The sequence below is a fragment of the Clostridium sp. AM25-23AC genome, assembly GCF_003435125.1.
Classification (GTDB): Bacteria; Bacillota; Clostridia; order Lachnospirales; family Lachnospiraceae; genus Pilosibacter; species Pilosibacter fragilis.
Genome location: NZ_QWGI01000052.1, coordinates 1 through 5,794 on the forward strand (window position 1 = coordinate 1; position 5,794 = coordinate 5,794).

Genomic DNA, 5,794 nt, shown 5'->3' on the forward strand with positions numbered 1-5,794 from the left:
CTGTGATTTGTGCGAGCAATGAGCCGAACGAATATGCTTGCATATTCACTCGGCGAAAGCCGCAGCAGCCGACAGAATGTTGGCTTCCGCAGTCATGGTCTGCTCCAAATCATACAGGAGACGCTACGCCGTCTCCGCTCCGCTTCGGTCGGTGCAGGGCAAACGTCCACCGGACGTTTTGCACCCCTGCGCTGGCTGCCGCCAGCTACCCTTTTGTGGACTTGCCATCTGGGGACACCTTGCGTTGCAAGCTGTTTCCAGCCGACAAGTTTTACAAAATCTCTCTATACTTTGACGGTCGGGTAAAGTATAATGAAGTTAACGGCAAAGCGGAAGTTGATTGTGAGAAATTTTATATTGCGAGGAGGAAATAACAGTGCTTACATTACAGGAACTCCTTAACGGAGTGAAATGTTTAGATGAAAATACACTGGCTGAATTGTCGGATAAATTGTGGGAATTGGGGACATTAGATGATATAAAAGAAAAAGTGACCCCTGAACTTTTTACCTTGCATATTTGTATGAATATGGTGGGGAATTGGCAGTGTGATGGTTGGTGGTATATTATTTGTGAACAGGTAAAATTAGTTCCGTTTATCCCAGAAGCATTAAATGCTTTAGGATTATTCACCCTGAAAACAGCATTTGAAAAGGTTATATCCTGTTTTCCCCAAGATACAATTTTTACTGATGATAATAACTATATTGACACCGTTAATTTTCTGCAAAATAACAGGTTTAAGGTATCAAATAAAAAATTAAATTCAATCACTCTCGAAAAAAGAAAAGAAATGGTAAAAAAGACTCGTCATTGTATTGAAGAATTAGAACAGTTAACAGAGCCTTTATGGGGATATGCCAGTGAAAATAATGGGTGGAAAATTGTGCTTGACTACATTTCCGCTCATAAATAATATAAATTAACCAGTTCCAGTTGTGCGCCCAGCTAAGGGTGTGTAGTCAAGCCGGTGGGATTCCGGTTTATCCAAGGTTTAGCCAACCAGATAATAGCGAGTCTTGGGATGATGCCGGTAACGGCATCTGACAAGCGTAGACAGCAAGAAAGCAGGGTTGAATAGTGATTGAGCTTCGAAACGTTAACTTCAGTCGGTCGACGTCTTAACTGGTGCGGAAGACAATAACATGTAATGCGATATGGCGAGTGTTATGTGGCACTGCGGAGTCAGAGAACCAATCATGTTTTACATTGTGAATACACATCAACTGGGGAGAACCTGCCATTTCTCGAAGAAGAGTATGAAATTGCAACTGAAAACGGAGGATTTCAAATGAATGGTAGGTGGTCGGACAATCCCATAGTACTGTAGAAATCGGGCAATGCCGATGGAGGGAAGGGGATTGCATAGTAAAGGTCTTACTGAGGGCACATGATCCGTACTCAGGGACGGAGGAAATAATGGAAACGAAATTAGTAAGAATAGCTGAGATATCGGCAACATCGAAACATCCTATATATACCTAAAGGAAATGGAAAGAAACGACCATTAGGGATTGCTTCCTATGAAGATAAGATTGTACAAATGGCAGTGAAGAAAATACTGGGAGCTATTTATGAACCGAGATTCCTAAACTGCATGTATGGATTCAGACCGGATAGGGGGTGTCACGAAGCAATAAAAGAAGTATACCAACGGATAAGCTATGGAAAAATCAGCTATATCGTAGATGCCGATATCAAAGGTTTCTTTGACCATATCGACCATGATTGGATGATGAAGTTCCTTGAATGGAATATACAGGATAGGAACTTAATGTGGCTAATACGTAAATACCTTAAAGCAGGAATAATGGAGCAAGGAAAATTCGAGCCAACAGAGGAGGGTTCGGCACAAGGCTCAGTAATGAGTCCGATGCTTGCAAATATATACATGCATCATGTGCTGACGCTGTGGTTTAAGCTGGTGGTGCAAAGGGAAATGCTCAAGTATTACCCGTTAGCAAAACCTAAAACGTACTATTGTTTATATTGAAGCGAATGTTACTATGAGGAGCCGTATGCGGGAAAGCCGCACGTACAGATCTGTGAGGGGCTAGGATTGAGAGGTCTTAGTCTACTCGACTGTCGAACTGATAAAATCCCTTTAGGAACTAAAGGGCGCACTTCGATACTCTCCTATCGGGAGTATGTGCGTCCTGCGGAGCTTCATTCTCTGTCAGCAGAAGAAAGCCGCATGACCGAGAATGTTGCGTCACTTCGTTCCGGCAAGGTTGCTACACCCCCTTGCGCCGCTAATGCGGCTATCCCTCGTGGACTTGCCGTCTTCAAACAGCATGAAATGCTGTTCGCCGCCAGCAAGTTGCAAAAAAAGTATGATGGAGGTACTCAATTTGAAAAGAGCTGCAAAAATAGTTTTGATAGGAGTCTGCTTCGGCTTGATTTTGTTATTGCTTAAAATTAGTTTTGGGATTGATGATGCAGCTTTTATGCATGGTTATTGGATTGCAGCGGTTGCCATTGTATTAGGCGCTGTGTTAATCAATGTATGTTACAATCTAATTTATTTTAACAAAGTCAAGAAAATTGCAAAGTTGCTGAGTGAAGAAAAGCCACAGGAATACATTGACGGTATAGAAAATTTGCTAAAAACCGCAAAAGGGAAAACATTGAGAAATATCTTAGAATTAAATTTGGCTGCTGGATACATCGAGGCAAAACAATTTGATATAGCAATTCCTATGCTGGAAAAATTGTCCCATGAGCGGCTGAGCGGTTCTTCTGTTAATGTAGTTCATAAAATCAACCTTTGCTTGAGCTATTTTGAAACTGCCCAGTATGAAAAAGCAATTACAGTATACAACGAAAACCAAGGACTTTTTCAACAATATAGACATCACAAAATCTACGGCGGAAACATAGCCATACTTGATATAATAGCAGCAATTATAAATGAGCAATATAATCAGGCAGAAGAATTGCTGGATACGGCAAAGAAAATGTATGATGATCCTCGATTGCAAAAATCGTTTCGAGAAATTCTTGATATATTAAATAAAGAAACGGCGGAAAACCACTAACATCTTAACTCAATACGGAAAATCAGACCGTTGGCTGGTCGCACTATGCGAAAAGTTGACGGTCTTTTTTATCTCCAAAATCAAAAAAGGAGGGCAATGACAATGACAAAACTGAAAACTCTCGACCAGCTTCGAGCCGAAAAGGAACGAGCCGAGACACAGCTTGCACAGGAACAGCACAAGCTGGAGCATCTGGAGAACAGAAAGAAGTATCTGGAGAAAGGTGAACGCACCAAGCGCACCCACCGCCTTTGCAATGAAGCGATGCTAAACATCGTGGAGGGATAGCCCCAAGTCGAATTCAAAGGTGGTACAGATGCATACGAAAATCTGATTTTAGTCTCAAAAGCCATCCATGTGATTATCCATGCATCGTCTGAAATCACTATCAGAGAATATCTGAACCCACTGCAATTAGATGATTCTAAACTTGCAAAGCTTAACAAACTTCGAACTATGGCAGAAATGCCTGTAATCATGCTTTGATAATTATGCTGTTACGAAGTGTGTAAATCGTATATGAAAAACCTTGGCTGTTGAATTCGATGGAACGCCGTGTGCGGTGAAAGCTGCATGCACAGTGTGGAGCGGGGGAAAATCTGGAGATTACATCAAAAGATTACCTATCGCTATCTGGTGCCGTTGCTTTCTGGACTTTTTGGTTAAACTACGCTATTCTGAAACTAAAAGGAAACAGAATTCGACATAATTCGAAAAAGTCAGTGAGAATCAACATAATTGCGGTTTATAATCGCAAAATCTATTGATTTTTTATGTGCTTGCGGTATCATGGAACCATGGAGGTGGTTCCTATGATAAACAGACCGCTCTATGTCGATAAGATTATGGCCTACACCGACACACCTTTTGTAAAAGTGTTGACGGGTGTTCGCCGATGCGGAAAATCCACTATTCTTAAAATGATCATGGAGAAGCTGCAACAGAAGCATGGCATTCCGTCTGAGCGGATTGTCAGTATGCGTTTCGATTCCATGGATTATGAGGATATGACAGCGAAGGATATGTTCAAGGCTGTCAAAGAAAAGCTAAACCCAACTGGGAGAACGTATCTCTTTCTGGATGAGGTTCAGGAAATTGAAGGCTGGGAGAAAGTAGTAAACACTCTGGCAACGGATTATGATGTTGATCTTTATGTGGCAGGCTCCAATTCCAGAATGATGTCTTCGGAAATAGCGACTTACCTGACCGGACGATATGTTTCCTTCCGTATCTATACGCTTTCTTTTCAGGAATATCTGGAATTCAAAAAGCAGTATACACAGGTAAAGGATATCCATGCTGAACTGGCAGACTATATCCGCTTGGGTGGCTTCCCTGCAACACACCTGCGAGAGTATTCACAGGATGAGGTTTATACGATTGTCCGGGATATCTATAATTCCACGATTTTCTCAGATATCGTAAAGAGAAACCAGATTCGTAAGATCGACCAGCTGGAACGGGTGGTTCGGTACACATTTGCGAATGTGGGAAATTTATTCTCGGCAAAATCAATTTCTGATTATCTGAAATCAGAGCATCGTTCTATCGACAATGAAACGGTATACAGCTATCTGGAAAAGTTTGAGAAAGCATACCTTCTTCATCGCTGTTCTCGATACGATCTGCGCGGAAAGGAGATTCTGAAAACGCAGGAGAAGTTTTATCTTGCTGATACCGCTTTACGTTACAGCGTGCTGGGCTATACACCGGACAGCGTCGCTTCCAGTTTGGAAAATGTGGTGTATCTGGAACTTTGCAGACGAGGCTATACCGTGACGATTGGAAAAACGCCGGATGGTGAAGTCGATTTTGTGGCGCAGAAGCAGAATGACCGGTTGTATGTACAGGTCACACAGGAGATTAAATCCGAAAAAACAGAAAAGCGTGAATATGAACGACTGCTGGAAATCCGGGATAACTATCCGAAGTATGTTTTGAGAACCGATGAATTTGCCGGAGGCAATTACCAAGGCATTAAGAGTATGCACATTGCAGATTTTCTATTGAGCACAGAATATTAACAACGAGGACGGCGGTGAACCGCCCTTTTTACATAGCCAGGTTTCTGATTAAAATTGGAAACCTGACTATTTTTTGCCCATTTGCAGGTGCACATGCAAGGGGACATTCACTATTCATCCGTCTGCAAGGGCGCATCGTACAAGGAGGTACACATTTATGGCATTTTTCAACAGCGCAGCGAAAAAGGCGTTCGATGCTTATAAGAAAGAGAACGGCTCTGACAAAAAGCTCCCGCGCATCAGCGAGCTGAACGCAGAGTATGCGATGTTCCTGGAACGAAAGAAAAGCTCCTATGCAGAGTACCGCAAGACCAAATCGGAAATGTGCAAAATAATGTACATTGCATCTGTAACTCTATGTGTGGACGATATATAATAATATTAAAGCGAATGATGAGAAAGTTCTAAATGCAAAAAGAAAGAGGAAGACAAGATGGCAGTATGGAGATTACAGGTGAATACAGGAGGCACAAATGTTGCTGACTATTGCTTGAAAAATCATGTCGCAGCAATGGGATGGAGTCTGCGTGAATTAACCCAGGCAGAACGTTCTGGGATACATACATTTTTGGATTACTGTAATCTGGCAAGAACTCAGTACAAATCATTCGACAGTGTATGCCGCATGGTAGAGGATGTGAAAGAAGGAGACCTCCTATGGATGCGCTCAAGAAATGAAGGGAAATACTATATTGCGAGAGTTAAGGCGAACAGTACCTGGGTGTTTCGCGA

The 5,794-nt window shown here is 42.1% G+C and carries 7 protein-coding genes and 1 pseudogene; all 8 read left to right on the forward strand.

Annotation, left to right across the window (positions count from 1 at the left end; translation table 11 throughout):
- Window positions 1-376 precede the first annotated feature (376 nt).
- Complete coding sequence (locus tag DW677_RS17075; protein ID WP_117471343.1) at window positions 377-916, forward strand: hypothetical protein; 540 nt, start codon at window positions 377-379, stop codon at window positions 914-916.
- Window positions 917-1,534: 618 nt separating this feature from the next.
- Window positions 1,535-1,993 (forward strand): reverse transcriptase domain-containing protein, encoded by a 459-nt coding sequence (locus DW677_RS17085; protein ID WP_242992230.1) that lies wholly within the window; start codon window positions 1,535-1,537, stop codon window positions 1,991-1,993.
- Window positions 1,994-2,194: 201 nt separating this feature from the next.
- Window positions 2,195-2,416: a hypothetical protein gene (locus DW677_RS17090; RefSeq protein WP_015553444.1), complete on the forward strand. Its 222-nt coding sequence runs from the start codon at window positions 2,195-2,197 to the stop codon at window positions 2,414-2,416.
- Entirely contained in the window at window positions 2,352-3,038 is a 687-nt protein-coding gene (locus DW677_RS17095; protein ID WP_133304070.1) for a hypothetical protein, read from the forward strand. The genes DW677_RS17090 and DW677_RS17095 overlap by 65 nt, the downstream gene beginning before the upstream one ends.
- 102 nt (window positions 3,039-3,140) lie before the next feature.
- Window positions 3,141-3,296, forward strand: a pseudogene (locus DW677_RS17100) (DUF3847 domain-containing protein); the annotation flags it as partial.
- Window positions 3,297-3,850: 554 nt separating this feature from the next.
- On the forward strand, window positions 3,851-5,062 hold the full coding sequence (locus DW677_RS17110; RefSeq protein ID WP_117567891.1) for an ATP-binding protein: 1,212 nt from the start codon (window positions 3,851-3,853) through the stop codon (window positions 5,060-5,062).
- A gap of 157 nt (window positions 5,063-5,219) precedes the next feature.
- Complete coding sequence (locus tag DW677_RS17115) at window positions 5,220-5,438, forward strand: hypothetical protein (protein WP_242990704.1); 219 nt, start codon at window positions 5,220-5,222, stop codon at window positions 5,436-5,438.
- 57 nt (window positions 5,439-5,495) lie between these two features.
- Window positions 5,496-5,794: hypothetical protein (locus tag DW677_RS18570; RefSeq protein ID WP_347473203.1), on the forward strand; the 299-nt coding region annotated here is incomplete at its 3' end.

Coding starts and splice junctions, on each gene's coding strand:
- DW677_RS17090 (WP_015553444.1), top strand. CDS start 2,195: ATGACCGAGAATGTTGCGTCACTTCGTTCCGGCAAGGTTGCTACACCC.
- DW677_RS17110 (WP_117567891.1), top strand. CDS start 3,851: ATGATAAACAGACCGCTCTATGTCGATAAGATTATGGCCTACACCGAC.
- DW677_RS17115 (WP_242990704.1), top strand. CDS start 5,220: ATGGCATTTTTCAACAGCGCAGCGAAAAAGGCGTTCGATGCTTATAAG.